Consider the following 24693-nt stretch of genomic DNA (forward strand, 5'->3'; position numbering starts at 1 on the left):
AAGTGTTCCGCTCATCCCAGCGAGGCAAGGACGTCGTGCCGGTCGATGATCCCGACAAGGCGGTTGCCATCGAGAACCGGCAACCGGCTGACGTCATGTCTGACAAGCAGTTCCGCAGCAGCGCTGACCGGTTCCCCCGGTGCAATAGTCACCACGTCCGTGTTCATGATACTCTCGACCGGTGTCTTCGCATTTTCGGCGACAACAGACCGTACCCGCCGGGAACCGATCAGGTCGCGCCGCGATATGATCCCGGCGAGCCGCCGCTTCTTCATCACCGGGAACGCGGAGAAACCGCTCTCCACGATGCGGGCATAGACCTTCGCGATCCCGTCGTCCGGTTCCACGACCACCACGTCCCTGCTCATCCGTGTTTCGACCGTCCCGTGCAGCTCGTGCCGGGAGATGATGACCGGGAAGAGGTCCGCGAGGAGGACGCCTCCCGCAATCCGGGGTTCCGGGTCGACCACGGCAGCGCTGTCGGTGCGGTAGCTCCGCATCGCCCGTGCCGCCGCCTCGATGGGATCCGCCGGGTGTACCATCGGCGCCTCCTTCACGAACCCTTCAATCGTGATATTGGATTTCGTTGCGGTTACCCGCAGTCCGTCCGTGAGGTCGATGTACCCGAGCAGGTTTCTCTTTGCATCGGCAACATAGACCTCGCGGAAACGGTCATCCCTCAGGATCTGCCGTGCCTTGGTTATCGGGTCTCCGGGTTTCAGCACAGGGATCTCAAGGATGAAATCCTGTGCTGTCCTCATGTGATGTGGTCCTCCTCGCGGCACCGCGGGCAGAGCAGGACACCGTCCACCCGCTTGAGATCATCAGACATCTGGCTGCAGCGGCCGCACATCCCCGGGTCAACCGTCTCCTCGCGGTTGATCTCGATGAGGTCCATGAGCAGATCGTTCAGCTCATTGGACACGGCAAGGAGATCCCTGACGGTCACGATACCGATGACCTTGCTATGCCCGTCAATAATCGGAAGTCTCCGTACCTTGTGCCTGATCATCATCCTGGCGGCATCGCCTACAGTCTTATCCGCACTCACCGTAATGAGTGGCGTACTCATGATATCGTTTACGTGCACTGTGCTTGGCTTGAGATCCTTTGCAACGACCTTGCAGGCAATGTCCTCCTCGGTCACGATGCCGATGGGCTTGTTGTGGTCGAGGATGATGACGCTGCCGACCGCATCGTGGCACATCGACTTGGCGGCCTTTGCAACCGTTGCTTCGATGCCGATCGTGGTCAGCCTGCGTTTCATGACCTCCCGCAGGGGGACACGGGTCTCAAACCGGATCGCGTCCTGTGTCTTTTTCATGAGTCACCTCCTTGAAGTGCTGAACTGATGATTACAATTAGCATACTCCCTTCCCCTTGTATAAATACAATTTGGCAGGACCAATGAGTGATGCCTGCGGGTAATAGGCAGGGACGGAACATGCGGCTGGCGATCGGTCTTCCGGCGGGGGGATGACGTCCGTTATAAGAAACATAATAAACTGCATACTCTATACATAACTAAGCATTACAGTGGCTGCCGTGTATCCCGCTACAGCTGCAGCCGATGAGGTGGAGTTTGAAGAGGTTGTATCACACCGTGGGCAACATGAAGAAGAGATTTTCCAGCTTCCTTGCCCGGTTTTTTAAGAAGAAACGGACCCGTATCGGTATTTACGGCCCGCCGAATGCGGGAAAAACCACCCTCGCAAACCGTATCGCCCGCGACTGGACCGGGGATGCGCTCGGCCCGGTCAGCGAGATCCCGCACGAGACCCGCAGGGCACGAAAGAAGGAAGATATCGTCATCACCGGGGCAAACGGCAACACGGTGACCATGGACATCGTGGACACGCCGGGGGTCACGACCAAGATCGATTACCACGAGTTCCTCGAGTTCGGGATGGAGAAGGACGAGGCGATCATCCGGGCCCGGGAAGCGACCGAGGGCGTTGCTGAGGCAATGCACTGGCTCCGGGAGGACATCAACGGTGTCATCTACATGCTGGACTCAAGCCTCGATCCCTTCATGCAGGTCAACATCATGATGATCGGGATCATCGAGGCCCGCAACCTGCCGGTGATCATCGTTGCCAACAAGATCGATCTCCCCGACGCCGCGCCGGGCAGGATCCGGAGCGCATTCCCCCAGCACCCGGTGGTCGCGATCTCGGGGCTCGAGGGCCGAAACGTAGAAGACCTCTACGAGACCATGCTCGAGTACTTCGGGTGAGTCCATGCCCCACAAGTGCACGAAATGCGGGCGCGAGTATAAGGACGGATCGACCGAGATCCTGAAAGGCTGCGGGAGTTGCGGCAACAAGAAGTTCCTGTACGTCAAGGAGGAGCAGATCCACGAGGATGTGCTCGACGAGAAGCCCTTGAGCGAGATCGCGGAGGAGTCAAAGGAAGAGATCCTCGAGGTCGTCGAACCGAAGAAGGGGAAGAAGGAGATCGAGATGTACGACCGGGTGGAGACCATCCGGATCGTGGCACCGGGCTCCTACGAGCTGAACCTCGAGAAAATGGCCGAGAGCGACGAGCGGATCGTCAGCGTCGGCAAGGAAGGATCCTACATCATCGACCTGATGTCGATGACCAAGGACGAGCCGAAGAAGAAAAAGAAGCGGTAAGTCCTCGTTTTTCAAGCCTCACCTTCCCGGTTTTTTTCCGAACCGGAGTATTACGGGATTTCTCTTGCAATATCGCGGGAAAGGATTGTCTGGTTTGCCGGTGAATTTCTGCTACAGGTATGCAGAAAGCAGACAACACATCGTCACATAACGCAGAGCAGTACGACCACCAGATCAGGCTGACGATTCCCCATTACGATGATATCCGGCGTGAAATCCTGAACTTCGTGAAGATCCAGTGCCCGGAACCGGAAACCTGGCTCGATACCGGGTGCGGTACTGGCTCATTTGTGCGGAGGGCACAGGATATGTTCCCTGGAACAGAGTTCTGGATCGCCGATCCAGCGGAGGCAATGCTCGGGGTTGCCGCTGAAACCCTCAGGGGGTGCCGGTATTCCGTTCTTGGCCGGTGCGGAACCGGTGATCTTCCTCCACTCACGGACCTCCGGTTCGATGTGATTACTGCAATCCAGTGCCACCACTACCTGACACGGGACGGGCGTAAAGAGGCGGTGCGGGCCTGTTATTCCCTCCTGAACAACGGGGGTTTCTTCATCACCTCGGAGAATGTGCGGCCGTTCTCGGAGGAGGGGATTGCACGATCGCTGGCATCGTGGGGAGCGTTCCAGCGCAGTGCCGGGCGGAGCGAGACTGATGTCCGCAATCACCTTGCACGGTTCGATCAGGAATATTTTCCCATTACGGTGACAGAGCACCTGCAGAATTTCCAGGATGCGGGGTTTGCCGTTGCCGAGATCCTCTGGATTTCGGGGATGCAGGGTGTTTTCTGGTGCAGGAAGTGAATGAATCGCGGTTATTGATGAACCGCAGCCCCCCTTGCGCCAGCCCTGACCCCGTTGGGCGCGGGGGCACTTAGGATTCCTCCGCATTACCGGATCAAGGACATTGTGTAAGGCAGGATACTGATTCCCCGCCTCAGGGTCCCACTCGGGACACAACGGGACAATTCGGTTTCCCGGAAAAGGTAGTTGAGGCCGCCGCTGGGCGTCCTTCGGGGCGGCGGCAGGAATCATAAATGGGGGTATGGGGGTCTCAACCCCGTCATTATCATTACCGCGTCAAAAGCTCGTCCCGGATCCCCTCGTACGGCACCGGCAGCCCGAGGCGGCGGTAGAACTCGTCAACGAAGATAACGCAGTTCAGGATGGCCCATTCCGCACACCCGTGGCCGAGGCACTTGTCCGGAAAGAACGGCACGTTTTCTGCCGCAAGCGGGTTGATGGCGAACTTCCGTGCAAGCATCCGTTCGAAATGATCCGACGTGCTCTCCGGTTCCCGGCCCGGTGACCGCCGGTGGTGGATCACCACCCATTCGCGGGTATAGTGGAGGAGATGGTTTCTGATCTCGATGAGCTCGCGGACGTTCACGAACGCCTGGTCGCCCTCCTCGAAACCGGGCTGGCCGGCAATGGCGAGAATGGTCTGGTACTTGGTGAGCATCGGCGCCCGGTCGAAATTCTTCGGGTTGTGCCACTGCCTCCCGATCGTTCGCAGCAGTGTGCCGTGCTTCTCGTCAGCAGCAGCGAACTCCTCGTCCGTTGCATCGGCGTGAAGCTCGTTCACGGTGGACTCAAGGAACGAGACCGAGGAAAGGACGGCGTTGAGGACGAACGCCTCGTGCCGGAGCCGGGCATCCTCCGTCACCGTTTTGGCCTTCTGGTATTCCTGCTCGACCGCGTACGCAAGCCGGCAGAGCAGGGCCGCGGACTGGATGTAGCGGACGGAGAAGCTGTCACGGAACCGGATCTCGGACTCCTCGCCTTCCGTTTCAAGAGGGATCTTGTCCATCAGTAGTAGTCACATTTTCTTTCTAAGGCTAAAAGGGTGCGGGGCGCGAGCATGGATGAAACGTCATTGAACCGGCAGATGATATAGTATTGCATTATTAAGAGAGTAAAAATCCATCGGAACAAAATAACCAAGCCTATATATTTTCAACTTCAGAATTTTGCGCCACAGGTAATATCATGAAACGCGAACTCCTCACTGCCGCGATCGCGGCCATGCTCATTCTTGCAGCATTGACTGCAGGGTGCACCGAAGCACAAAACCAGAACCAGAAAGCTGTCTATGCCACGCCGACCCCTTCACCGGCAACGATCACCGTACCGTACGGGGAGGAGGTCAAGACCATCATTGATTCCCCGGCAACCTCGGAAGTCTACCTCACCATGACTGCCCGGGCGGATGCCAAGAGCCTCAGTGGCGGCCGGTCGTTCATGCGGATAAAAGTCAACGGGAAGAACATCACCGCGGAACGGCTCGTCAACAAGAACCTGAACTTCACCTATGCCGACGATCCCACACCCCGGTCACGCTCCTACTGGAGCCAGAACATGTCGGCGTGGTACCTGTTCTTCTCGCCGGACTTTGTCGGGTACGATAACCCGAAACTCGTCGACCACATTGTCGAGGGCAGTGCATACGTGTACAGGTTCAATGTATCCGACATCGTCAACAAGGGCGCCCCCAACGATATCGCGGTCGAGAACATCGGGGATGAGGTTGCGGCCCAGTATACCGACCCGAAGGACATCGAGTTCTACAAGGCCGCATCCATCGTGATCAACCCGATCCGGCTGGAGGGCAAGGGTGCCGATGTCGTCCAGGTGATCAAGGAAGCCGCCCCGGTGCGGATCATCGTCGGGAAGAAGTCAACCGTGACCCTGACGATTACCAACAACCTGCCCGGGGGCCTTACCGATGTGGAGATCCGGGATGCGGCACTCCCGTCAGGCCTGAGCGGCCAGGCGATAACCGGTAAAGTGGACAAACCCATCGAGAGCGGCGGGAAATATACTGTCAGTTACGATATCACTGCCGACAAGACCGGCTCGTACACGCTCGGTGCAGCCCAGATCACCTTTGCGGATGCAACCGGGAACTACCAGAAACTCAGTTCCGGGACTGTCACGCTGACAGTCATCTGAGCCTCCCTTCCCCCTTTTTCCGTTCGTATCTGTCTGACAGGATCCCGGCCACCCGGCCTTTCGCACAGCAGGAGAATTGTTGCATTGACAACATTTATGCACATTCCCCACCCAACATACCGGTTCACATGGATCCACATCTGCCGGACGATATCCCCTTCGGAGCGGTCGTCTCCCTTGTCAGCCGCAGCAAGTCTGTCTTCCTCAACAACCGGCTCCGGCCCATGGGACTCTCGGCAGGTCAGTTCCCGGTCCTCATGCTCCTTTCCTATGAAGAGAATATCATGCAGGACAGGCTCGTCCGTCACTACCGCCTTGACAAAGGGACAATTGCACGGGCGGTGAAGAAGCTTGAGGACGGGGGATATATACGGCGGATCACTGACCCGGCCAACCGGCGGGCAGTCCGGCTCTTCCTCACAAAGAAAGGGGAGCGTGCAATCCCGCTCCTCCGGGCCATCAACCGCGAGTGGGAGGAGCTGGTCCGCGACGGCCTCAGCCGTGACGAACGTGCAGCGCTCCACAGCCTGATGTGCCGGGCTGCGGAGAACAGCATGGCGATTATCGCAAAAAACGGAGATTGTGGCAATGAGCTCAGATAACCCTCCCGGGTCCGGATCCGCACCCCGGCCCGGCAACAATGCAACCGACGGCGTCTCACTCCTGATGGGCGACCCGAAGACAGCGATCCTCCGGCTCTCGGGGCCGATGATTGTGGCGATGTTCCTGATGTCGACCTACAACATCGTCAACGCCATCTGGGTTGCCGGCCTGGGCCCCGACGCCCTTGCAGCCGTCGGGTTCGTCACCCCGCTCTTCATGATCCTCATCGGCATCTCCAACGGCCTCGGGGCTGGCGTGGGATCGGTTATCTCCCGCCGGATCGGCGCGGGGGACAAGGCGGGTGCCGACAATGCTGCCGTCCACGCGCTCCTCCTCGTTGTTGTCGTATCGGCAGTCTTCACCATCCCCCTGATCCTCCTCACCGGCCCGATCGTCGCCCTTTTCGGTGCAGGGGCGACCGCCGGCCTCGCCACCGAGTACGGGCAGGTGGTCTTCCTGGGGATGGTCCTCATCCTCTTCACCAACATCGCCTACGCCATCCTCCGGGCCGAGGGCGATGCGAAACGGGCGATGTACGTCATGGGCGCCTCGTCGTGCCTGAACATGGTCCTCGACCCGCTCCTCATCTATTCTGCAGGCCTTGGCATTGCCGGGGCCGCATGGGGCATGATCGTCTCGCTCCTGATGGTCTCTGCCGTGCTCATCTACTGGTTCTTTGGAAAAAAGGACACGTACGTGACGATCGCGCCGGCTGCATTCTCGTACGACCGGAAGACCGTCCGGGATATCCTCGGCGTCGGTCTGCCCGCCAGCGTCGAGTTCTTCCTCATGTCGATCCTCGCTATCTTCATCAACGGCCTGCTGGTTGCAACCGCAGGCACGGATGCCGTTGCCGTCTATACTGCCGGGTGGCGGGTTGTCTTCTTTGCCATCATCCCCATGATCGCCATCGCCACCGCGGTCATCTCGGTGGCCGGCGCTGCCTACGGTGCACGGAAGTTCGAAAAGATCCTCACCGTCCATACCTTCTCGATTACCCTCGGCATCGCCATCGCCATCGTGGTCAGCGCCATCACCTACATCTTCGCCCGGCAGATCGCCGTCATCTTTACCTATTCGCCGGAGAGCGCCCATCTCGGGCCGGAGATAGCAGCATTCCTTGCCGTCATGTGTTTCTTCTACCCGTTCATCCCCCCCGGCGTCATGTCGGGATCGATCTTCCAGGCAACGGGCAGGGGGATGACCTCGCTGGTCATCACCGTCCTGCGGAACCTGCTCTTCATTGCCGTCTTCGCCTACCTGTTCGGTATCGTGCTGGGATATGGAGAGCACGGGGTCTGGTGGGGGATCGTTGCCGGCGATATCCTCGGGGGCCTTGTGGCATTCCTCTGGGCCCGGTACTATATCTCGCGGCTGATTGCCAACGGATAACTCTCCCGTATTCACGGACCGTTTCCCCGGAGGAGCCGCGGCCGGTTATCCCCGCATACCTTCTCTTTGCATCCGGCAGGTTCTCACCGGGCAGTGCGGGAGGGGGTTTCGAGCGGTTCCCTGTTCCTTCATCACCGCCCGCTGTTCTGAACGCAATCGATCTCAGGGGAGAATACCTTGATGTCGATGACCGGTGTCCCGTCGAGGGCGTCCAGCCCCCGCACCGTCAGGACTCCATCCCTCACTTCCAGCAGGTCAACCATGCAGATCGCAACCGGGTTCGGGCGGTCGGGCGAGCGGATGGCAAACACCCCCTTTTCCTCCTTTGTCCCGGGCGGGACCGCCCGGAGGATGGTCCGGTCCGCCCGGTCAAACCAGCAGAGGATCCAGAGGTGTTTCCTCCCCTCGATCTGCCAGAGGGCGGGGGCGTACTGGTCGTCAATTACGATCTCGGAGACCGTATCGGAGAGCCTGCCCTGCCGGGGGGCGTCTTTCCGCGTTTTATAGGGAGAGCGGACAACTCCTACGGGATGGAGCTCGATGGGTGAGGGGGTCATCAGTGATGAGAGATTGGCGGAGGAGTTATTTAGCGGTGGCGGGAGTGATTCATGAGTCGGGACCCGGCGGGCAGGCAGCGTGGCGGTGCTGCGACCCGGCCGTGATAAATATCTTGACCGGTAAGTTTCCTGTACCGGATAGAGAACACGGGCAGATCTTCGTGAAAGAGTGTACATGATGAACACAAAGCGCATTCTGGAAACGGCCGAGACCCTCCTCTTTGTTGTGCTCATCCTCCTCCTTGTCATGTCCGCGTTCATCTGGTTCTTTGTCTTCTGCATTGACTGGGAGGACTGGTTCTTCGGGGTAAAACTGGACGGCCTGCCGGCCGGGATGTACCTGTCTGCCAAGACAGCGGGTGCAATCATCATCATATATTCCATGGCGCACTACCCAAAATACCGGCGACAGAGCGTCATTTCCGTCTTTGCGTTCTATGGCTTTCTCTGTCTCGATTCCATCGGGACGCTCCTGAGAAATCCCCACGACACCGATTACCCGCAGCTGATGACCGGTCTCTTCTGTCTCGCGATGCTCCTCTTCATCGTACACGGAACACTCTCACTGATACAGCCACAGGATTCTGACGAGTCGAGAACATGATATCTGATTCTGTCAGACCGGTGTGCCGCTCCCTGCCGGAGTATCGATATCCTTAATATCCCCGCCGTCGATTCAATAGACAGCACTTTTAACGGTGCTGACAGATGTAAGTCCGACGTGCGTTACCGCACTGCCTCAAAGACGGCTTTGGGATTACAGAGAGTCAGAGACACACCTCGGCTTTTCTGGACTTACGTATTTGTCTGTAACAAGGAGGCTACACAATGGCACGAATGCATGCCCGCAGAAGGGGCAAGTCATGCTCAGTCCGCCCCTACCGGAAACAGGCCCCCGCATGGTCCACAACGGACGCGAAGGCGATCGAAAAGATCATCCTGGATCTGAGGAAGGAAGGCGCATCGAGCGCGAAGATCGGACTGGTACTCCGGGACCGCTACGGCGTCCCTGACGTGAAACTTGCCACCGGCAAACGGATCGGGGACATCCTGAGAGAGAACAAGGCCGCATCCGAGATCCCCGAGGATCTCCGCGACCTGATGGCAAAGGCACTGACACTCAGGAAACACCTTGCCGACAACAAGAAGGACCTGCACAACAAGCGCCAGCTCCAGCTCATCGAGAGCAAGGTGCGGAGGCTCGTCCGGTACTACACGGGAACAAAGAGACTGCCCGCCGGCTGGGTCTACAAGCCGGAGAACACCGAGATCCTGCTGTCCAGGTAAGGGTCCGCTCTATCGTCCACACAACCATGTCGCTTGAGACCGCAGCGGGGATCGTTGCAGACAAGATCCGGAGGCAGGAGTTCGTCGAGGTGTTCGCACACCACGATGCAGACGGCATAGCCGCGGCCTCGATCCTCTGCCACGCGATGCTCCGTGCGGGCATCCGCTTCCGGCTCCGGGTTCGGCAGGAGATTGCCGTATCCGGCCTGCCGGACGATGCGGCATGCCTGCTCTGCGATCTCGGGGCGGGCATGGAAGACCTTCCCCGGGATGTGATGGTGGTCGACCACCACCTCCCGCTCTTTACCGGGGAGTTCCACGTCAACCCGCGGCTCTGCGGGATCGACGGCGACCGCGAACTGTCCGCAGCCGGTACCGCGTATTATGTTGCGCTGAAGATGGGAGACAACCGGGACCTTGCCGGTCTCGTCATCCCCGGCATCATCGGCGACGGCCAGCAGATGACAGGCAAGAACCTCGAGATCTTCAACGAGGGGATCGCGAACGGGATCATTGAACCGGGCCGGGGGATCACCCTGCCCGGCAGGGACATGACCGAACGCTGGTACATGGCAACCAACCCGTACCTCGACGGCATCAGCGGCGCTGAAGAGCGCATCGAAGCGATCCTCGGGATGTCCCGCGACCCGGCACAACCGGGGAACGGCCACGGGCTGGAGACGCTCCTGTCCCAGGTGGTGCTCGAAGCGGCACCGAAGACCAGTGCCGCAAGCCTGCTTGCGGTCTGGGGCGACACGTACCACCTCCAGCGCGAAGTAATCGAGGACGCCCACGCTCTCACTGCTGTAATCGATGCCTGCGGCAAAACCGGTTCAGGCGACATCGCGGCAACGCTCTGCCTGCGCTCGTCAGCGTACGTTGACCGGGCCTGGGAGATTGCACGCCAGCACCGCAGCAACGTCATCGGTGCAGTCAGGACCGCAAAACCGGTCGGGGATTCCACGGGAATCTACGAGATAGAAAGCGCGACGCTCGCAAGCGATGTCGCCGATATCCTTGCCCGCGATATCCCCCACGCACAGCCCGTGCTGGTCTATGCAAAGAGCGGGGATTCCTGCAGGATCTCGGTTCGCTGCCCGCCGGGCATGACCGCAGACCTCGGGCCGATCGTCCGCGCCCTTGCGGGATCCTGCGGCGGGCGCGGAGGCGGGCACCTGCTCCGGGCCGGCGCAACCATCCCCTGCGACAAGGTTGGCATGTTTGCAAAAGGCTGGCAGGAGGCGATCGCTGCATGATGCAGATCAGCGGAACCATCACGACCATGCACGGGAATGCCCCGTGCGTTGCACAGGCGCTTGCGCCGGACAACCTCAGGAGCATGAAGACAATGGCGGATGGCGACCGGGTCATAACCACGATCACCGGGACACAGCTCCGGTCGGTGATCGCGTCCGTGGACGATTATCTGATGAACCTTACCATTGCGGAGGACGCATGTTCCGTCCGCAGGACACAGAAGAAACCCTAAGAAGGCGATAGTATGGCAAAGAAGAAACAGGTAGGAAGAAGAGTTGAAGGCTGGAAAGCCAAGAGCTGGTTCAAGGTCCACACCCCCGACACGCTCGGAAAGGTATACATCGGCGACACCATTGCAAACGATGCCGAGAGCGCCGTCGGCCGGATCATGACCGCGACACTCGGCGAGATCGTGAACGATTACGCCAAGCAGCACATGAAGATGAGTTTCAGGATCGCAACCGTGACCGGCGATGCGGCATACACCGATTTCGTCGGCCACGAGGTGACCCGCGACTATCTCCGCTCGCTGGTGAAGCGCCGGAGCTCCCGCATCGACACCGTTGTCCCGGTCACGACCAAGGACGGCAAGAAGGTCCGGCTGACCATCTGCACGTATACGTTCGCCCGTGCCAACCTCTCGCAGGAGCACGCGATCCGCAACGCGATCCTGCAGGCCGTTGCCGCACAGGGCCAGGCATGGGACCTGACGGCGCTCCTCAACGGGATCGTATCGGGCGAGATCTCCCGCGATCTCTTCAAGGCAGTCAAGACCATCTACCCGACCCGCCGGGTCGAGATCATCAAGTCCAAGGTCGAGCCGATCGCAGCGCCGGTCGACACGACATAATCCTGAGGGTGATCAGACCCGAACAAGGAGAAGATTTGCGCAGCAAATCTTCGACATCCTCTCTTTTTGTAATGTTCTATTATTTTCGAGCCTCATTTCCGGATCGTGGCTGGAAATTTTTTTATCGCGAAAATCCGTTGTAAAGTACTCTCCTGATTGCCGGGTACATACTTGACTCACTAAGGGCGTACTTTACAACTTTTTTCATTCTCCGGCGTGAGCGGTCCGGCCGATCGATCGGATCCCGATTGAAAAATTCCGGGCGGGGGGTGAGGGGGTGATTGAAATTATTTTCCGGAACACGATAACCGGATGAGACTCCGGCTTCCTGATTGCGCTCAACGCAACCATTATGCCCACAAACTGCATGACATAATGCAGGACATCTGAGGAGACACCTGATGAAATTCATCACGAGCCGCGAGATCCGCTCCAATCCCGCCCGCCTCTGGGAAGTGCGGGAGGGGGACGAGGCGGTAATCACGGTCAACGGAAAGCCACGGGCGATCGTTGTCGCCATTGGCGACGATCTCGAAGAGACGCTGGCAACCGTCCGCAGAGCAAAGGCCGCAACAGCTCTTGAAAAGATCCGGTTACACTCCCGCGAGAAAGGACTGGATACCCTGCCGCAACGGGAAATAGACGCAGAGATCCGGAAGGTTCGTGCGGGGCGGTAATACGGGCACATCGCAAATCGTTCTCGATACCAATGTGCTGGTATCGGGCCTCCTCTCCCCCCATGGCCCTCCTGCGGCCATCCTCAACCTCGTTATCAACGGCAGCGTTGTCACGGTCCTGGACATCCGGATCTTCGAAGAATATTCTGATGTGCTCGGGAGAAAGAAATTCGGATTTCCCGCGGATGCGGTGCAGGATCTTCTCGCGTTCATCCGCAGGGAGGGCTTGTTCGTCATGCCCCGGCCTCTCTCATGTCCGGTGCCGGATCCCGATGATCTCCCGTTCATCGAGGTTTCGCTTCATACCGGGACGCCAATCATAACGGGTAATGTCCGGCATTTCCAGAAATCCGGTGCCGTTGTCACTACACCGGCTGAATACCTGAAACAATACTGGTCTTCCAGCGGCTCGTGAAGGAGTACCAGTATCCTTCCCGTAATACCGGGAAACCATATAATCCCGCCCGGCCAACCATTCCATACGAATGACCGCGAACAAAATCCTTTTTCTTGTCATTGACGGAGTTTCCGACCGTCCCTGCCCCGAGCTCCGGGGACTCACCCCGCTTGCCGCGGCAAAGAAACCGGTCCTCGACAAGCTTGCGGCGGAGGGCGTCTGCGGCATCATGGACACCATCTCCCCCGGTATCCGTCCCGGATCCGACACTGCCCACCTCTCCCTGCTCGGCTACGATCCCCACACATACTATACCGGACGGGGGCCGCTCGAGTGCGAGGGCTCGGGCATCCACATGGAACCGGGGATGATCGGGTTCCGGTGCAACTTCGCCACCCTTTCCCCGCAGGGACTCATCACGGACCGGCGGGCAGGCCGGATCCACGACACGCAGGCCCTCTCAGAAGCAATCCGGAAGGAGGTCGATCTCTCGGGCTTCAGGGTCGAGTTCGATTTCCGGTCCGGGGCAGGCCACCGGGCCGCCCTCGCCCTGAAGGGTAAGGGGCTCGGACACTGCGTTACCTCCAACGATCCCAAGAAGGAGGGCGTCCCCCCGCTGAAGGTGAAAGAACTGCGCCAGACGCAGGCGGACCAGAAGACCGCCGATATCTGCAACGAGTTCGTGAAGCAGTCTTCCGAGATACTCTTCAGGCATCCCGTCAATGTCGAGCGGGTGAACAAGGGGCTGAACCCCGCCAACATCGTCCTGATGCGGGGCGCCGGCGAGATGGGTGACCTGCCACCCTTTGAGAAGAAGTACGGCCTCAAAGGCAGCGTCATCTCGGCAGCAAGCCTCATCACCGGTATCGGCACGGCGGTTGGCCTCGAACATATCCCGGTCGAAGGAATCACCGGTTCGCAGAACAGCAACATCAAAGGAAAGATCCGGGCAGCTCTTGCGGAACTCAGAAGCAAGGACTTTGTCCTTGTCAATATCAAGGGAGCCGATGAATCCGGGCACGACGGGCTTCCCCTGCAGAAGAAGGCCTTCATCGAGAAGATCGACGAAGAATTCGAACCGCTCCTGGCGCTGAAGGGCACGATCATTGTTATCTGCGCCGACCACTCCACCCCCTGCTGTATCAAGGACCATTCCGCCGATCCCGTGCCGGTCATCATCCGGGGCGAGGGCGTGCGGACGGATGACGTGGTCCGGTTCGACGAGTACTCCTGCGCAAAAGGCGGCCTCTGCCGGATTCACGGCTGCGACCTGATGCCGATTGCGCTCGACCTGATCAACAGGGCACATAAGTTCGGTGCCTGATGCGGGGGGATGCATGAAGGAACGGGCTGCAAAGAACTGGCATAACCACTGCCTCCTCCCGGACGGGACGGAACTGCAGGAGCACAGTATCAAGACCGACCGGGACATCGTTGTCGGCGAGTTCTGCCAGATCGATTACGGCCTCCGCGGGGCCGACGTGTACGTGGGCGAATCCTCGAAGATCCGCGAGTATGTCTGGGCAAACGGCGACGCCCGGATCGGGAACTGGTGCGTGATCGGCAACGACGTCATTGCAAAGGAGGATGCGTATATCGGCGAAGGTGTTACGATCAATGGAAAACTCGAAGTGAGCGGGGAACTCGACATTGGCGAGAAGGTCGAGATAAAGGAAGGATTCACGGCCAAGGGCAACATCGCGATCCGGAACCCGATGCCGGTCTTCATGTTCATCATCATCTACCTCATGACCCTCCTCCACATCCAGAACGAGAAGGAACTCGACCGGATTCTCGACGGGCTTGTGGAGGGCGGCGAGGACTCATCGAAGATCCCGCTTATGATCCCGGCAAAGTCGAAACTGAACATGAAACTCTTCGCAGTACCTTCGACCATGAAGATCGGGAGGAAGTGCCGGCTCCACGGGAATATCCGGGCCGGTTCCATCGACGTCCAGCAGGACACGGTCATCTTCGGAAGCCTCCGGGCAAAGAACCGGATCAGCGTCACCGACGGCGTCACCATCCACGGGAACGTGGAGAGCGCGAGCACGGTCTATGTGAAGAAGGGTGCCCATATCCTCGGCGACGTTGTTGCACGGTCGATCGTCCTTCACGAAGACGCAAAGGTGGACGGCACCATCACCGCACCGCACGGCATGCGGATCGAGCGTGGGGCATGAACGTACAGGAAATCCTTGGTATTGAGGGAGATATCCGGTTCGTGGAACCGGAGTTTGCAGCGCAGACGGATACAATCTTCAACAGCGTCCTTGCCACTGCCGGCGGCGACGAGGGGCGGCTCCTCGTGGACGGGGATGGCGAACCGATCGCTCTCGCGTTCCACGGCACCGGCGGATGGGTGGCCGGATCGTTTTTGTTCCGGAACCCGACCGTGGAGCTGATCGAGCAGTTCGAGAACATGAATGGCGAGATCCTGCAGGAGGATCGTCCGGTCTTTACGGCCGCGATCAGGGAGTATTACAGCACCCTTCTCATGAGAGATGTCCCGCCTGCTCTTGAGGATCTCAACCCGGTCCGGTACGGGATCCTGAAAAACCTCATCGAAACGCACTGGGGCAGGGGATACCACGGGATGTGCATTGACGCCTGCTGCGGTTCGGGCGTGGGCTCGCAGGTGCTCCGGGAGCTCGGGTACGTCCCGATATCCTTTGACAACGATGCTTCTCTCCTCTCCCGCGGGCTTGCAGCCGGCCGCCTGCTCCCATCGGAGACCATGCTCCTTGACGCCCTGGTTGCTGCCCGGTATGTCGAGCCCGTCCCGCGGGGCATCGGGATCATGATGGGGGAGATCAACGACTTCTCAAAGGAGATGTGGGAGCAGATCACAAGCCAGCTCTTCGCGATAACAGAGACCACCCTCATCACGGTTGGCACCGAACCGGAAGCCCGGCTCATCGCGCAGTGGGGAGAGGAGATGGAGCGGACCGTGGAGATCACCGAGAACCCGGCCGATCCCATCTACGACCGGTGGGTGTGCAGCGCGAAGAAGAGATAAATACGGAGATTCCGGTTCTGAAAAAAACGGGTATGAAACCCTGTCGATTCCAGACCGGAACGATGAAAATCGCGTGACTTTTGATAATCACGATGGCTCCCCGCCACGGGGCGCCTCACGGGGTACGGCGGGGCGATTCCCTGTTCGCGAAGTACGCTCCCTGAAGCCGACGCGGGGCGAGTTAAAATCCTTTGGGTTTCTCTTCACACCGCCCTGTCCGTCAGGTCACCACTCTCCCTCTTCCGGGCGCTGGATCCCTCGGGGAAAAGACGGGAGATGAACGCCTCGTGTTCTTCGAATCCGGCGACCGTTCGTCATGATCCGGGAGTATGGGGCATCAGTCCCATCAGTAAAATGAGAAAAAAACCTGAACACGGGAATACGATTATTCCGCCGGCATCTGCACCCGCTTCAGCCGCTCGGAGACCGAACCGTTCTCGGCTGCGGTCGTGATGGCCGGGGTGCACGACCGGATACCCCGTGCCTTGGTGAACATGATCGCGGGGTTGAGGTTATCGGGTGTCAGGGTACGGGCAAGGTTGGCAAGATCCTTTTTTACCTGGAGCTCCCGGACCTCATCTGATTCCATGACCACTTATTGATTTTTTCGTAATATAAACATTCTGCTTGCGGAAAAACGAATAATTTTACTCGGATTTCAAAATTACAATATAATCAAGCTGCAATACCGATTTTCCCCGCTCACCGCCGCTTCCGCCCGTACCGGCGCGGGCCGGTCGTGTTTTTCTTCCGGTCCTCACGAACGGAGGGTTCCGGTTTTTTCTCCCTGTGCACGTCCTCGCTTTCCAGTTCGGCAATGATCTCGAGCGGATCGTTCATCACCTTTGTCAGCCGGACCACCTCCAGCAGCCGCTCCATGCCGATGAAGTGCTCGGCCATCACCCGGGCGAGCGGGGTCATGATGAGCCGGGTTCCCTTCTTCTCCACAAGACGGTGGGCAACGAGCTCGGGAAGCACCGGTTCCATGCTGCCGACCATCAGCTCATTAATCCGGTTGAGATCCGCCTCCTCGCCATTGCAGCAGACCGCGTTCGCCACGTACTCCTCCGAGCTCTTCTCGAAATCATGCTCGGGGGCAACTTCCTCCATATCGCCTTTGAGGAGCCGGATCGCGATCTCCTCCTCGGTCCCCGGGTTCTCGCGGGAGTAGCTCCCGCCGGGCTCGGCCAGGATCACGACCCGGCCGAGGTCGTGGAAGTCCGGCCGGCCGGCACGCCCGCCCATCTGGTTGAACTCCTGCACGGTGAGCCAGTCCCGGCCCATAGCAAGCGCATCGAAGATGACCTGCGATGCCGGGAAATCTACGCCAGCCCCGAGGGCCGCGGTCGTGACAACGGCCATCAGCTTCCCCTGAGCAAACCGGGTTTCTACGTCCCGGCGCTCGACAGAGGTGAGCCCCGCGTGGTACGCGGCTGCACGCTGGCCCAGCGCCTCGGCAATCGTGTGCGTACGGGAGCGGGCGTTGGTGAAGATGATGGTCTGGCCGCGGTACCCCTTCGATGAGGTCCGCTTGTACTCTTCGGTCGTGAACTGTTTAATCGCCGGGATCTTCTGCTTGCGCTCGACAAAGAGGAGATAGCGCTCGAGCCCGACCGGCCGGTCTGCGTACTGGACGAGCGTGCAGTTCAGCTTCTTTGCAAGCACCTTCGGCGACCCGATGGTTGCCGAGAGATACAGGAACTGGGCCTGCGGGCAGAGATACTTGAGCCGGGCGATCATACCATCGAGGCGGTGGCCGCGGTCGCGATCCTCCAGCATCTGGACCTCGTCGATAACGACCGTGGCAACGCCGGTCATCTTCTGCCCGCACCGGATCATGTTGTCCACGCCCTCGTAGGTCCCCACGATGATCGGGGCATTCGGGTTCCGGTCGCCGACCTTCCGGGTCTCGGGCAGGTTCAGCCGGCTGACTCCCGTAAGCAGGCCGGTCTTCGCAAACTTCCCGTACCGTTCCGTGAACCGCTCGTATTTCTGGTTCGCAAGGGCCACGAGCGGGACTAAAAAGAGCGTCCGTCCCCGGCCCTCGAGGTAGTTCTTCATCCCTGCCATCTCGCCGATGAACGTCTTGCCGCTCGCGGTTGCAGCAACCACCAGCAGGTCTTTCCCGTGCAGGAGCCCGGCATCAACCGCAAGCTGCTGGGCCGGCATCAGCTGTTTCACACCCGCTGCATCCACGAACTGCCGGGGCAGGGGGAGCTCGTCCACCAACGCCGTCTTCATCACCGGGTGGGCCTCGAGCTTGTCGAAGAGGGCCGAGGCCATCGTCACCTTCTCCGGCTGGAGGGTGGCGAGAACCCGGTCCAGGTTCCGGAACTTCAGGAGCAGGTCCTCGAGGTGCCGGATCCCGTCCTGCCCGAGCCGGCCGATGTGGGAGACCTCGCGGCGCAGCTCCCGCCGCCCGCAGTCGAGGCAGATCCGCTCGCCCTTCCCGAACGTTACCGTATTGGTGTCATTGAGCGGAGTGTACCGCTCGTCCAGCAGGCACATCCGGCAGGCATCCACGGGCCTGGTGCGGACCTGGAAGGCAGACAGGAATGATTCGAACTCATCATCCGGCTTCACCATCCGCACATCGGCCTCGCGGAGCTGGGCGATAAGGTCCCTGGAAGGCGTATGGTGGTAATCCTTCTTCTGACCCCACTTCACGCGGTAGCGGGTCGGCCGGGGACCCCGGGGGGTTTCGGTCAGCTCCACGTACGCAGCCCCCCGCGTATGCCGGCCATCGAAAAAAAGCAGCCTGTAGGTACCGCCTTTCTGGGGCTGGACAAGGATCATCATGGCGCGATCAGGTCATGGATCACGTACGCGAGGTTCACGCTCTCAAGACGCTTGAGGAAATCCGTGAACTCTTCGTCCACGATCACGATAACGCAGTCGATCCCGTGGAAGGCCGCCTCGATCACGCCCTCCCGGGCGCCAAAGAACATGTCCGGGTCCCGTCCCGCGGCCTTCAGGGCGATCCATGCTTCGAGTCCCACGGCGGCAACCAACCCGGCACTGCCGGCGATCTTCTTCAGTTCCTCCTTCCTCACCCTGCGGGACCCGCCGTGCTGGATCCGGGGCACCTTGCAGACATGAACCTTCCCTTCGTGATGCTCGATGATCCCGTTCAGGTGGGAGACACCCACGTCCTGGTCCTTTTTCGCATCCGCCACGACCGAACCGGTTGCCTGCTGCGGTGATTTGCCCGCGTACAAAAAGCCGGCTTTCATAAAGACACCGACCTCGTCACCCGCCCTCAGGTCCTCGGCAGCGATTGCAGTCCAGACCGAGACCTGCTGGATGATGTCGCGCCTGATGTGCCGTGCGTAGGATTCTAGCGACTCGGCGTTCGCCAGCACCCACTCGATCCCGGCCTTCGTCACCTCATAGTTGCCCCGGCCGGACGCAGAGACCATCCCTTCTTCCACGAGTTCGCGGATATACTCGGAGATCGCCTGGGGAGTGACGCCCAGTTTCTCGGCAATCTCCTGCTGCCGGACTGCCGGCTGGTGCTCTGCGATCTCGACAAGGATCTGCAGTCTCGAGACCTCGCGCTTGCTGCGTAAAATCGAATACAGGGGATCCTTAGCGCCCGGTGTCAAGCAGCACCAGTCCCTGCCCCTTCACGTCCATGTGGGTGATCCTTTTTGCGAGCCCCTTGACAAAGATCGGGCTGACACTGAACTTCCGGGAGAGGTCGTTGATGGAGCTGTTGCCTTTTGAGAGTTCCCGCTCGATCTGCTCCACCACATCGCGGAGGTTCTCATCGTTGGAGAGCGCGATGTAGAGGATGTCGGAGAGGTCGGAGAGGTTGCACTGGAAGTTGGCCCGGAACTTGTTGTAGGTTGCCCGGAACTCCTTCTCGGGCTTCTTCCCGGGCTTGGGCATCCGCCACTGCTCCTCCACGAGGTTGCCCTTCTTTAAAATCTGGAGGCAGAGCGGAACGCTGTCATCGCCGATCTGCGAGCGGATCTCCTCTTCGGTCATCCATGACTTGTTCAGCAGTTCGTAGACCTTTTTGAAAACGGGGTCGTTGAACGTCATCAGAAGAGGAACAAGCTCCACGGGATCGTTTACGATTCGAATATGGCCCGGCACGGTAAAAACCCTATACTTATATCGTCCCCCGCATCAATAAAATTTTGCGACACAAATCATGCAGAAAACGGGCAGAATCACGGTTCGCGGCATTGTACAGGGAGTCGGGTTCCGCCCGTTCGTCTATGCGCAGGCATGCGATCTCGGCATCTCCGGTTCGGTGAAGAACCTCGGGAGCGAGGTGGAGATCTATGCCCGCGGGGAGCGGTTCGAGGAGTTCGTCGGGGCAGTCTCGCGGGGTCCCGCGCTCGCCCGGATCGACTCGGTTGAGGTGACCGGGACGATCCAGGAGATCCCGGACGGTTTTTTCATCCTCCGGAGCGGGACCGGCTCGTTCACCGGCATGATCCCGCCCGATATCGCGATCTGCAGCGATTGCATTGCCGACATCTTCCGGAAAGGGGGGAGGTATCACGACTACTGGGCTACCTCGTGCGTGAACTGCGGGCCCCGGTACAGCATCATCAGCGAAATCCCCTACGACCGGGAGCGGACGTCCATGGCGGATTTCCCGATGTGCAATGCCTGTGCCGTGGAGTACAGTGACCCCCACTCCCGGCGCCACCATGCCCAGACCATCGCGTGCGATGCCTGCGGGCCGGACCTGAGCCTGTCCGACCGGGCCGGGAACAGGGTCACCTGCCACGACCCGGTGAAGGAAGCCGCCTCGCTGCTCGACAACGGATCCATCCTCGCCATCCGGGGGATCGGCGGGTTCCACCTGGCCTGTATTGAAAAGTCTGCAGCAACCCTCAAGCAGCGCCTCGGCCGGATCGAGCAGCCGTTCGCGATCATGGTCCGGCCGGACTTCATCGAGAACCTCGCGATCGTTACACCGGAGGAGAAGAGACTGCTTGAGAGCCCGATCCATCCTATCGTTGTGCTGGAGAAGCGGGACCATTCGGCCCACGCTGAGATCAGCAACATCCATACCATCGGCTGCATGTTCCCGTACACCGGCCTCCACCACCTCATCTTCTCGCACCTGAAGCACCCGCTCCTGATCATGACCAGCGCCAACATGCCCGGGTACCCGATGATCACGGACACCGACGTGGCTATGGCGAAGCTGAACCACGACGCGGATTTCTTCCTTGTCCACAACCGGCGGATCGTGAACCGGTGCGACGATTCTGTGATGCGGGACGGCTTCATCATCCGGCTCTCGCGGGGCATTGCCCCGAAGCGGACAGCAATCGACCTCGGGAACCGCTGCATCCTCGGGGTCGGCCCGGAGCTGAACGCGAACGCCACGATTTACCGGGGCGGGTTTGCCGTCACCTCCCCGCATGTCGGCAACGTGCGGAACCCCCCAACGCTCGCGTACCTGGAGGAGACCGTGAAAAACCTGCAGCGGATCCTCGGCGCGAAGTTCGATGTAATTGCACATGACCTCCATCCCAGCTTCCTTTCTACGCGCTTCGCCCGCGAGCTTGCGGCGGAGCACAGTCTCGAGCTTGTCCCTGTCCAGCACCACCGTGCCCACATCGCGGCAGCGACGACCGGGCCGTGCGTCGGAATCGCAATCGATGGCGTAGGGTATGGCGACGACGGCACGATCTGGGGCGGCGAGATCTTCTGCGGGCAGGTGCCCGGCCTGCAACGCGTTGCCCATCTCGAGCCGGTACCGATGCCGGGCGGGGACCTTGCCACCCGTTTCCCGGAGCGGATGCTCTACGGCATCCTGCCGGAGGAAGAGATCCTGGCACTCCTCGCCTCGCGGGGCTGGCCGGATGTGGATCTCGGCGTTCTGAGAAAGCAGGTAGCCACGGGATTCAACGTACCGACAACCACCAGCACCGGTCGCGTACTGGATGCGGCAAGCGCCCTTCTCGGGATCTGCAAAGAGCGGACCTATGACGGCGAGCCGGCCATGAAACTGGAGTCTGCGGCCGCCGGCGCTGCGCCGGAGCCATGGGAGCTCACGTTCTCATCGCTTGATGGCTGCGAGGTGCTCTCAACCCGTGCCCTGATGAGAACGGCGCTTGTGAAACTGAAAGACGCAAACCCTAAGGATCGCCGCCATGTCAAATCCATTGCCTCCTCCTTCCAGTATAACCTTGCCCGTGGTATTGCCGCAATGGCTGTCAGGGTTGCGGGACAGCAGGGCATGAAAAACGTGGCTCTCAGCGGGGGGGTTGCCTACAACCACCAGATCCGGGAAACGATCCGGCAGGAGATAGCAAAGAGCGGCCTGAACTGCATCATCAACGCCGACTACCCGCTCGGCGACGGCTGCGTCTCGTACGGGCAATGCGTGTACGCCGGTGCGGTGCTGAAGGGACGGAGGGAGTGAGCCCCCGGTTCCAAAAAATCTCTGACGCTCTTGGGGGCTTCGCCTGGCGACGAAGCCCCCGCCGCTGGGCATCCCCCGTTGCGATAGTCACTCATAAGGGAGACGCGAAAACATCAGGAAATGGAAAAGTATCCTCCTTTGCATTCCTGAAAACGGTAATCCGTCCCATCGCAAACGCCCCCGCCGCCAACGGGGGCAGGGCTGGCGTAAAGGGGGCGATCCGGTTACTTACCGGTTTGTTGCACCCGTACATTTTATCTCACCTGAAAAGAAACGGTGAACTAACGAACAATGGCAGACGATGATCGAATCCAGGAGCAGGAAAAGAAGATCAAAAACCTCGAGATGGAACTCAACGATCTCCGGCAGGGGCTGACGGTTGTTGCCGACTATTACCGCGACCTCCGGCAGGTATCCCGTCAGCAGGTGGCGACCGAGATCGTTGATCAGGACCTTGCCCGTCCGCTTGTCGATGAGGACCGGGAGTTCGAGGGCATCTGGCGGTTCCACGAGGATGTGCTCATCCCGGACCCGTTATCGCACATTCCCTGCAATGCCATGTACGAGGCATTTGTACGGTACTGCGCCCGGACCGGGCGGAATCCCGTTGGGCAGGAAGCATTCGAGTTCGTCTTCGCCCGGATGGAGAATCCCGTGCCCTCCCTCGGGAACGGGGTATGGACCGGCTACCGCCTCCGCATGGACCGGCTCTGACCGGCACGGCAGGTCCCATTTTTTATGACCCATGTTCATATCACCGAAAAATCGGGGATCCCGCTCATGGGCTCGCTCTATTTCGGCGTCATCGACCGTGGCACGAGCCTCCTGCAGGTGCGCCCGAGCTGCGGGTGCAACCTGAACTGCCCGTTCTGTTCGGTGGATGCCGGCCCGGCATCGAGGACACGGGCCACGAGTTATGAAGTCGATATGGAATACCTCCTCGGTGCCGTGCAGGAGATTGCCCGGTTCAAAGGTCCGGGCGTGGAGTGCCACATCGACTCGCCCGGTGAACCGCTCATGTACCGCCGGCTCCCTGATCTCGTGGCGGCACTCCGGAAAATTCCGGAAGTCACCGCCATCTCGCTCCAGACCAACGGCACGCTCCTCAATGCTGATACTATCGCAGCCCTCGAATCGGCCGGGCTCGACCGGGTCAATCTCTCGCTCCACGCCCTTGATCCCGGCATCGCGAAGATGCTTGCCGGCGTGGACTGGTTCGAGATCGATACGCTCACCGAATCCGCACGGGCGGTTGCCCGGAGCCGGATCGACCTTTTGATCGCCCCGGTCTACGTCCCGGGGATCAACGATGATGAGATCCCGAAGCTGATCCGGTTCGCACGGGAGATCGGCGCCGGAAAACGGTTCCCGCCGCTCGGGATCCAGAAGTTCGAGCACTACCGGTACGGCAGGACCCCGAAGGGTGTGAAGTCCCAGAGCTGGTGGCAGTTCTACAACCGGAGCCTTGCCGGGTGGGAGAAGGAGTCCGGCCTCCGGCTCCGTCTCGACCCGTCCCGGGATTTCCAGACCATCCGGCGCCCGTTCGTCCCGCTCGTGTTCGACAAAGGCGAGAAGGTCACCGTGGAGATCCGGGCGCCGGGCTGGATCCGGGGCGAGATGCTCGGGGTGGCACGCGACAGGGTGGTCTCGGTCTACAACTGCGGGAAGCAGGCCGGGAACGTGCGGGTGAAGATCGTCTCGACAAAACACAATATTTACACGGCACAGCCCGTCTGATCCCCGGCCCCGGAAGCCACTCTCCGGCGAATGGATCGGCATGTTTATCCAAACCCGGATAAAACCTTCCCTATGAATAATTCCACAATTTTCATGGTCATCGGGATTATCATCATCGGTGTCGGTCTTGCATGGGTCATCACCGGCGGACCCGGCAATACTGCGGCAGGCACGATGCCGCAGACAACCGTCACCACGATCATGACAACGCCCGTTCCCGTAACCACACCTTCTGCCGTCCTGACCGTTCCTCCGGTCACCACAATCGCCACCATCGCACCACCTGCGACAGCCGCAACCCCAGCGGTAACCGTAGCAACGGCGAATGATTACGCGAACCATTTTCTCGATGTCGCCTACGCGGGCACCAACCGGCTCGAACGCCTGGATTATTCCTCGTCCAGACCCCGGGTCGTCATCGTTGCCTTGTCCGCAGGATCTGACGATATCGCCCTGCTCGAAAAGACCGCCGCTGATTTCAACGGGGTCTCGTCGACCATGAAGATCTCCGAGAATATCAAGGAGAGCGGGACCGGCGACCTGTTCATCAAGTTCCTCCCGGAAGACGGCCTCTCGGCCATCAGCCTCATGGAAGCGCCCGAGAGCGGACCGTTCACCGAGTCACTGACCCGCAGGGAACTGCGCCAGGACAATGCTGTGGGGGCAAAGATCATCCGCGGCACGGTTTACATCAACGCGAACCTCAAGGATGATGCACGGAAACACGTCCTGGTCCGGAGCCTGATGTACGAGATGGGCCTGACCGGCGAGAGCGCAATCTTTCCGGACAGTGTTTTTTATGCCGGCGACAATACCAATTACCAGCTGACGACAGCCGACAAGAAGGTCATCGGCACATTGTACCAGGACGGCCTCTATAACGGGATGACCCTAGATGAAGTCCGGAAGGTCGTCTATATCCCGTAGGTACCC

Annotated in this window: 28 protein-coding genes; 20 read left to right on the forward strand and 8 right to left on the reverse strand. The window is 59.9% G+C overall.

The annotated features are described in order from the left end of the window. Window positions 1-11: 11 nt before the first annotated feature. Both A4E33_RS05435 and A4E33_RS05440 read right to left on the reverse strand, forming a co-directional pair. On the reverse strand, window positions 12-761 hold the full coding sequence (locus A4E33_RS05435; protein ID WP_292346673.1) for a CBS domain-containing protein: 750 nt from the start codon (window positions 759-761) through the stop codon (window positions 12-14). Next, window positions 758-1324, reverse strand: a complete 567-nt coding sequence (locus A4E33_RS05440) for a cyclic nucleotide-binding/CBS domain-containing protein (protein ID WP_292346674.1) — start codon at window positions 1322-1324, stop codon at window positions 758-760. Before A4E33_RS05440 ends, A4E33_RS05435 begins: the two co-directional genes overlap by 4 nt. 288 nt (window positions 1325-1612) lie before the next feature. On the opposite strand from A4E33_RS05440, the gene A4E33_RS05445 reads away from it, so the two are divergent. The 3 genes from A4E33_RS05445 to A4E33_RS05455 all read left to right on the forward strand — a co-directional run bounded on the left by A4E33_RS05445 (window position 1613) and on the right by A4E33_RS05455 (window position 3439). Continuing rightward, complete coding sequence (locus tag A4E33_RS05445; protein ID WP_292346960.1) at window positions 1613-2236, forward strand: Era-like GTP-binding protein; 624 nt, start codon at window positions 1613-1615, stop codon at window positions 2234-2236. 4 nt (window positions 2237-2240) lie between these two features. Further along, the gene (locus A4E33_RS05450; RefSeq protein ID WP_292346675.1) at window positions 2241-2636 is read left to right on the forward strand and encodes a Zn-ribbon domain-containing protein; all 396 of its coding nucleotides are present in this window, start codon (window positions 2241-2243) and stop codon (window positions 2634-2636) included. Between the two features lie 119 nt (window positions 2637-2755). Further along, window positions 2756-3439, forward strand: coding sequence for a class I SAM-dependent methyltransferase (locus A4E33_RS05455; RefSeq protein ID WP_292346676.1), 684 nt, complete (start codon window positions 2756-2758; stop codon window positions 3437-3439). A gap of 268 nt (window positions 3440-3707) precedes the next feature. On the opposite strand, the gene A4E33_RS05460 is transcribed toward A4E33_RS05455, so the two are convergent. Further along, the gene (locus A4E33_RS05460) at window positions 3708-4445 is read right to left on the reverse strand and encodes a hypothetical protein (protein WP_292346677.1); all 738 of its coding nucleotides are present in this window, start codon (window positions 4443-4445) and stop codon (window positions 3708-3710) included. A 179-nt stretch (window positions 4446-4624) separates the two neighbouring features. On the opposite strand from A4E33_RS05460, the gene A4E33_RS05465 reads away from it, so the two are divergent. The 3 genes from A4E33_RS05465 (at window position 4625) to A4E33_RS05475 (ending at window position 7582) form a co-directional block, all read left to right on the forward strand. Further along, window positions 4625-5587: a BatD family protein gene (locus A4E33_RS05465; RefSeq protein WP_292346678.1), complete on the forward strand. Its 963-nt coding sequence runs from the start codon at window positions 4625-4627 to the stop codon at window positions 5585-5587. A 128-nt stretch (window positions 5588-5715) separates the two neighbouring features. After that, window positions 5716-6189 (forward strand): MarR family winged helix-turn-helix transcriptional regulator, encoded by a 474-nt coding sequence (locus tag A4E33_RS05470; RefSeq protein ID WP_292346679.1) that lies wholly within the window; start codon window positions 5716-5718, stop codon window positions 6187-6189. Then, a complete protein-coding gene (locus A4E33_RS05475; protein WP_292346680.1) occupies window positions 6176-7582 on the forward strand; it encodes an MATE family efflux transporter in 1407 nt (468 codons plus the stop codon). Before A4E33_RS05470 ends, A4E33_RS05475 begins: the two co-directional genes overlap by 14 nt. Before the next feature lie 131 nt (window positions 7583-7713). Here the strand turns inward: A4E33_RS05475 and tsaA are convergent, their stop codons facing one another. Next, window positions 7714-8139: a tRNA (N6-threonylcarbamoyladenosine(37)-N6)-methyltransferase TrmO gene (gene tsaA, locus A4E33_RS05480; protein ID WP_292346681.1), complete on the reverse strand. Its 426-nt coding sequence runs from the start codon at window positions 8137-8139 to the stop codon at window positions 7714-7716. 175 nt (window positions 8140-8314) lie between these two features. On the opposite strand from tsaA, the gene A4E33_RS05485 reads away from it, so the two are divergent. The 10 genes from A4E33_RS05485 to A4E33_RS05530 all read left to right on the forward strand — a co-directional run bounded on the left by A4E33_RS05485 (window position 8315) and on the right by A4E33_RS05530 (window position 15626). After that, complete coding sequence (locus A4E33_RS05485) at window positions 8315-8743, forward strand: hypothetical protein (RefSeq protein WP_292346682.1); 429 nt, start codon at window positions 8315-8317, stop codon at window positions 8741-8743. Window positions 8744-8967: 224 nt separating this feature from the next. Further along, window positions 8968-9426: a 30S ribosomal protein S15 gene (locus tag A4E33_RS05490; RefSeq protein ID WP_292346683.1), complete on the forward strand. Its 459-nt coding sequence runs from the start codon at window positions 8968-8970 to the stop codon at window positions 9424-9426. Between the two features lie 26 nt (window positions 9427-9452). After that, window positions 9453-10682 (forward strand): DHH family phosphoesterase, encoded by a 1230-nt coding sequence (locus A4E33_RS05495; RefSeq protein WP_292346684.1) that lies wholly within the window; start codon window positions 9453-9455, stop codon window positions 10680-10682. Further along, window positions 10679-10915 (forward strand): KEOPS complex subunit Pcc1, encoded by a 237-nt coding sequence (locus tag A4E33_RS05500; protein ID WP_292346685.1) that lies wholly within the window; start codon window positions 10679-10681, stop codon window positions 10913-10915. The genes A4E33_RS05495 and A4E33_RS05500 overlap by 4 nt, the downstream gene beginning before the upstream one ends. 12 nt (window positions 10916-10927) lie before the next feature. Continuing rightward, window positions 10928-11533, forward strand: coding sequence for a 30S ribosomal protein S3ae (locus A4E33_RS05505; protein ID WP_292346686.1), 606 nt, complete (start codon window positions 10928-10930; stop codon window positions 11531-11533). A 401-nt stretch (window positions 11534-11934) separates the two neighbouring features. Beyond that, entirely contained in the window at window positions 11935-12210 is a 276-nt protein-coding gene (locus A4E33_RS05510) for a hypothetical protein (protein ID WP_292346687.1), read from the forward strand. Continuing rightward, window positions 12197-12625, forward strand: coding sequence for a putative toxin-antitoxin system toxin component, PIN family (locus tag A4E33_RS05515; protein WP_292346688.1), 429 nt, complete (start codon window positions 12197-12199; stop codon window positions 12623-12625). Before A4E33_RS05510 ends, A4E33_RS05515 begins: the two co-directional genes overlap by 14 nt. A 70-nt stretch (window positions 12626-12695) precedes the next feature. Beyond that, window positions 12696-13931, forward strand: a complete 1236-nt coding sequence (locus A4E33_RS05520) for a 2,3-bisphosphoglycerate-independent phosphoglycerate mutase (RefSeq protein WP_292346689.1) — start codon at window positions 12696-12698, stop codon at window positions 13929-13931. Between the two features lie 13 nt (window positions 13932-13944). Next, window positions 13945-14790: a polymer-forming cytoskeletal protein gene (locus tag A4E33_RS05525; protein ID WP_292346690.1), complete on the forward strand. Its 846-nt coding sequence runs from the start codon at window positions 13945-13947 to the stop codon at window positions 14788-14790. Beyond that, the gene (locus tag A4E33_RS05530; RefSeq protein ID WP_292346691.1) at window positions 14787-15626 is read left to right on the forward strand and encodes a hypothetical protein; all 840 of its coding nucleotides are present in this window, start codon (window positions 14787-14789) and stop codon (window positions 15624-15626) included. Before A4E33_RS05525 ends, A4E33_RS05530 begins: the two co-directional genes overlap by 4 nt. A gap of 385 nt (window positions 15627-16011) precedes the next feature. Here the strand turns inward: A4E33_RS05530 and A4E33_RS05535 are convergent, their stop codons facing one another. The 4 genes from A4E33_RS05535 to A4E33_RS05550 form a co-directional block, all read right to left on the reverse strand. After that, entirely contained in the window at window positions 16012-16215 is a 204-nt protein-coding gene (locus A4E33_RS05535; RefSeq protein WP_292346692.1) for a hypothetical protein, read from the reverse strand. Between the two features lie 113 nt (window positions 16216-16328). Then, window positions 16329-18425, reverse strand: coding sequence for a DEAD/DEAH box helicase (locus A4E33_RS05540; RefSeq protein ID WP_292346693.1), 2097 nt, complete (start codon window positions 18423-18425; stop codon window positions 16329-16331). Further along, window positions 18422-19231 (reverse strand): winged helix-turn-helix transcriptional regulator, encoded by an 810-nt coding sequence (locus A4E33_RS05545; protein WP_292346694.1) that lies wholly within the window; start codon window positions 19229-19231, stop codon window positions 18422-18424. Before A4E33_RS05545 ends, A4E33_RS05540 begins: the two co-directional genes overlap by 4 nt. Beyond that, the gene (locus A4E33_RS05550; protein WP_292346695.1) at window positions 19215-19727 is read right to left on the reverse strand and encodes an ArsR family transcriptional regulator; all 513 of its coding nucleotides are present in this window, start codon (window positions 19725-19727) and stop codon (window positions 19215-19217) included. Before A4E33_RS05550 ends, A4E33_RS05545 begins: the two co-directional genes overlap by 17 nt. Window positions 19728-19785: 58 nt before the next feature. On the opposite strand from A4E33_RS05550, the gene hypF reads away from it, so the two are divergent. From hypF to A4E33_RS05570, 4 genes are all read left to right on the forward strand, one after another. Continuing rightward, window positions 19786-22023 (forward strand): carbamoyltransferase HypF, encoded by a 2238-nt coding sequence (hypF, locus tag A4E33_RS05555; protein WP_292346696.1) that lies wholly within the window; start codon window positions 19786-19788, stop codon window positions 22021-22023. A gap of 291 nt (window positions 22024-22314) precedes the next feature. Continuing rightward, on the forward strand, window positions 22315-22737 hold the full coding sequence (locus A4E33_RS05560) for a hypothetical protein (RefSeq protein WP_292346697.1): 423 nt from the start codon (window positions 22315-22317) through the stop codon (window positions 22735-22737). A gap of 24 nt (window positions 22738-22761) precedes the next feature. Then, the gene (locus A4E33_RS05565) at window positions 22762-23760 is read left to right on the forward strand and encodes a radical SAM protein (protein WP_292346698.1); all 999 of its coding nucleotides are present in this window, start codon (window positions 22762-22764) and stop codon (window positions 23758-23760) included. A 72-nt stretch (window positions 23761-23832) separates the two neighbouring features. Further along, entirely contained in the window at window positions 23833-24687 is an 855-nt protein-coding gene (locus tag A4E33_RS05570) for a DUF2927 domain-containing protein (RefSeq protein ID WP_292346699.1), read from the forward strand. The last annotated feature ends 6 nt before the right edge of the window (window positions 24688-24693 follow it).

It is taken from the genome of Methanoregula sp. PtaB.Bin085, assembly GCF_002067035.1.
Lineage (GTDB): Archaea > Halobacteriota > Methanomicrobia > Methanomicrobiales > Methanospirillaceae > Methanoregula.

Bases quoted from the DNA above. Each gene is read 5' to 3' on its own strand.
- A4E33_RS05500 (WP_292346685.1), top strand. From the start codon at position 10,679: ATGATGCAGATCAGCGGAACCATCACGACCATGCACGGGAATGCCCCG.
- A4E33_RS05470 (WP_292346679.1), top strand. From the start codon at position 5,716: ATGGATCCACATCTGCCGGACGATATCCCCTTCGGAGCGGTCGTCTCC.
- A4E33_RS05565 (WP_292346698.1), top strand. From the start codon at position 22,762: ATGACCCATGTTCATATCACCGAAAAATCGGGGATCCCGCTCATGGGC.
- A4E33_RS05525 (WP_292346690.1), top strand. From the start codon at position 13,945: ATGAAGGAACGGGCTGCAAAGAACTGGCATAACCACTGCCTCCTCCCG.
- A4E33_RS05490 (WP_292346683.1), top strand. From the start codon at position 8,968: ATGGCACGAATGCATGCCCGCAGAAGGGGCAAGTCATGCTCAGTCCGC.
- A4E33_RS05530 (WP_292346691.1), top strand. From the start codon at position 14,787: ATGAACGTACAGGAAATCCTTGGTATTGAGGGAGATATCCGGTTCGTG.
- A4E33_RS05560 (WP_292346697.1), top strand. From the start codon at position 22,315: ATGGCAGACGATGATCGAATCCAGGAGCAGGAAAAGAAGATCAAAAAC.
- A4E33_RS05505 (WP_292346686.1), top strand. From the start codon at position 10,928: ATGGCAAAGAAGAAACAGGTAGGAAGAAGAGTTGAAGGCTGGAAAGCC.
- A4E33_RS05450 (WP_292346675.1), top strand. From the start codon at position 2,241: ATGCCCCACAAGTGCACGAAATGCGGGCGCGAGTATAAGGACGGATCG.
- A4E33_RS05485 (WP_292346682.1), top strand. From the start codon at position 8,315: ATGATGAACACAAAGCGCATTCTGGAAACGGCCGAGACCCTCCTCTTT.
- A4E33_RS05495 (WP_292346684.1), top strand. From the start codon at position 9,453: ATGTCGCTTGAGACCGCAGCGGGGATCGTTGCAGACAAGATCCGGAGG.
- A4E33_RS05540 (WP_292346693.1), bottom strand. From the start codon at position 18,425: ATGATGATCCTTGTCCAGCCCCAGAAAGGCGGTACCTACAGGCTGCTT.
- A4E33_RS05440 (WP_292346674.1), bottom strand. From the start codon at position 1,324: ATGAAAAAGACACAGGACGCGATCCGGTTTGAGACCCGTGTCCCCCTG.
- A4E33_RS05460 (WP_292346677.1), bottom strand. From the start codon at position 4,445: ATGGACAAGATCCCTCTTGAAACGGAAGGCGAGGAGTCCGAGATCCGG.
- A4E33_RS05435 (WP_292346673.1), bottom strand. From the start codon at position 761: ATGAGGACAGCACAGGATTTCATCCTTGAGATCCCTGTGCTGAAACCC.
- hypF (WP_292346696.1), top strand. From the start codon at position 19,786: ATGCAGAAAACGGGCAGAATCACGGTTCGCGGCATTGTACAGGGAGTC.
- A4E33_RS05445 (WP_292346960.1), top strand. From the start codon at position 1,613: ATGAAGAAGAGATTTTCCAGCTTCCTTGCCCGGTTTTTTAAGAAGAAA.
- A4E33_RS05570 (WP_292346699.1), top strand. From the start codon at position 23,833: ATGAATAATTCCACAATTTTCATGGTCATCGGGATTATCATCATCGGT.
- A4E33_RS05465 (WP_292346678.1), top strand. From the start codon at position 4,625: ATGAAACGCGAACTCCTCACTGCCGCGATCGCGGCCATGCTCATTCTT.
- A4E33_RS05510 (WP_292346687.1), top strand. From the start codon at position 11,935: ATGAAATTCATCACGAGCCGCGAGATCCGCTCCAATCCCGCCCGCCTC.
- A4E33_RS05475 (WP_292346680.1), top strand. From the start codon at position 6,176: ATGAGCTCAGATAACCCTCCCGGGTCCGGATCCGCACCCCGGCCCGGC.
- A4E33_RS05535 (WP_292346692.1), bottom strand. From the start codon at position 16,215: ATGGAATCAGATGAGGTCCGGGAGCTCCAGGTAAAAAAGGATCTTGCC.
- tsaA (WP_292346681.1), bottom strand. From the start codon at position 8,139: ATGACCCCCTCACCCATCGAGCTCCATCCCGTAGGAGTTGTCCGCTCT.
- A4E33_RS05520 (WP_292346689.1), top strand. From the start codon at position 12,696: ATGACCGCGAACAAAATCCTTTTTCTTGTCATTGACGGAGTTTCCGAC.
- A4E33_RS05455 (WP_292346676.1), top strand. From the start codon at position 2,756: ATGCAGAAAGCAGACAACACATCGTCACATAACGCAGAGCAGTACGAC.